The organism is Spirillospora sp. NPDC049652, assembly GCF_040675125.1.
Taxonomy (GTDB): Bacteria; Actinomycetota; Actinomycetes; order Streptosporangiales; family Streptosporangiaceae; genus Spirillospora.
In genome coordinates this window covers 1-1,680 of sequence record NZ_JBFAOF010001269.1, presented here as the reverse complement: position 1 = coordinate 1,680, position 1,680 = coordinate 1, and the positions used below count along the sequence as shown (strand labels likewise).

At 73.5% G+C, this 1,680-nt stretch carries 2 protein-coding genes and 1 pseudogene; 1 reads left to right on the top strand and 2 read right to left on the bottom strand.

Annotated features, from left to right (window positions below):
* A pseudogene (locus AB0J52_RS39315) lies at positions 1-451 on the top strand (reductase); the annotation flags it as partial.
* Here the strand turns inward: AB0J52_RS39315 and AB0J52_RS39310 are convergent.
* Together AB0J52_RS39310 and AB0J52_RS39305 are read right to left on the bottom strand one after the other, a co-directional pair.
* The gene (locus AB0J52_RS39310) at positions 435-968 is read right to left on the bottom strand and encodes an AAA family ATPase (RefSeq protein ID WP_500188184.1); all 534 of its coding nucleotides are present in this window, start codon (positions 966-968) and stop codon (positions 435-437) included. The pseudogene AB0J52_RS39315 and the gene AB0J52_RS39310 overlap by 17 nt on opposite strands.
* 56 nt (positions 969-1,024) lie before the next feature.
* On the bottom strand, positions 1,025-1,680 hold a 656-nt coding region (locus tag AB0J52_RS39305), incomplete at its 5' end, for a sigma factor-like helix-turn-helix DNA-binding protein (RefSeq protein WP_500188182.1).

Here is a 1,680-nt window from a genome sequence, read left to right as displayed (position 1 = left end):
GGCCGAGCTGAAGTTGCAGCTCATCGACGCGCGGGACCTGGCGGGTTGGGCGCTGGACGCGGCGGCGCGGCAGCTCGGCGGCGCGTTCAACGTGACCGGCCCGGTGGGGCACACGACGATGCGCGAACTGCTGGAGGCGTGCGTCCGGGTGACCGGCGCGGACGCGCGGCTGCGGTGGACCGAGCCGGAGCCGATCCTCGCGGCGGGCGTCCAGCCGTGGCAGGACCTCCCGGTCTGGGTGCCGCCGGGTGAGCTGTACGAGTTCCTGCACCGGACGAACGTGGACAGGGCACTCGCCGAGGGCCTGCGGTGCCGTCCGGTCGAGGAGACCGTCGCCGACACCTGGGCCTGGCTGCGGAGCCTCGGCGGAGTGGCGCCGCAGCGCGGCGACCGGCCCCGGGTCGGCCTGGACCCGAAGGTCGAGGAGTCGCTGCTCAGCGGTCCCGCTTGAAGAGGTGGCCGCCGTCCCGGAGCGCCGCGTGCACGGCGTCGGCGGTCTGGTCCGCGGTGAGCCCGGACGAGTCGAGGACGTACTCGTCGTAGCCGTCCAGGGTGGCGAACTGGGCGTGCATGTCCCGCACGGGGCCCGGGTCGGTGAGGTGCCGGTCCGGGTCCCGCGCGGTGGCGCGGGCGAGCGTCGTCTCGGCGTCCGGCCGCAGGATCACGTAGTGGAACGGTGTTCCCCGCTGGGTGAACGTGTCGAGGAACCACGGGCCCATGACGCCGTCGCAGACCACGGTGTAGCCGCCCGCCGCGTAACCGAACGCCGCGCCGGCGACGACGTCCATCACGGTCCGGTTCTGCGCGTCCGACTCGGGCAGGTACGGCATGACCAGGCCGCGTTTGATGAACGTCCAGAAGTCGTCGGTGTGCAGGTGGACGCTCCGCTCGAACCGCTCGGCCAGCAGCGCGGCGACGGTCGTCTTCCCGGCTCCGGGCGGCCCGCCCAGAATGATCACTTTCTCCACCACTCCATCCTCACCCCGCCGCCACTCCGCTCAAGCCGTCGGGTGACGCAGGAGTGTCAGGCGCGGCGCAGCCCGGTGAGCTTGTCGGGGTTCACCTGGAAACGCAGGTTCTGGACGCGGTCGTCGAGCAGGTCGTAGGTGACGACGCCGATGGGTTGCCCGCCGATCAGCGCGATGACGGCCAGCTCGCCGTTGACCGTCGCGGCCTCCAGCGTGGCCCCGGCCGTGACCGGCTTGGCGAGCGTGCCGAGCAGCCAGCGCGCGACGTGGTCCGAGCCGTGCAGCGGACGGCGCGCGGCGGTGACCTTGCCGCCGCCGTCCGTCCAGGCGGTCACGTCCGGAGCGAGCAGTTCCATCACCGCGTTGATGTCGCCGCCGGACGCCGCCGCCATGAACCGCTCGGTGAGGACGCGGCGGCGCTCCGGATCGTCGTCGAACCGCGCCCGGCGGGCCTGGACGTGCTCGCGCGCCCGATGCGCGACCTGCCGGACGGACGGTTCGGGCCGGTCCACGAACCCGGCGATCTCGGCGTGCGAGAAGCCGAACACCTCCCGCAGCACGAACACCGCGCGCTCGACCGGGGACAGCGTCTCCAGCACGACCAGCATCGCGGTCGACACGGCCTCGGCCGCCTCGGTCCCCTCGGCGGCGCGGTCGGGCTCGGTCAGCAGCGGCTCGGGCAGCCACGGCCCGACGTACGACTCGCGGGTCG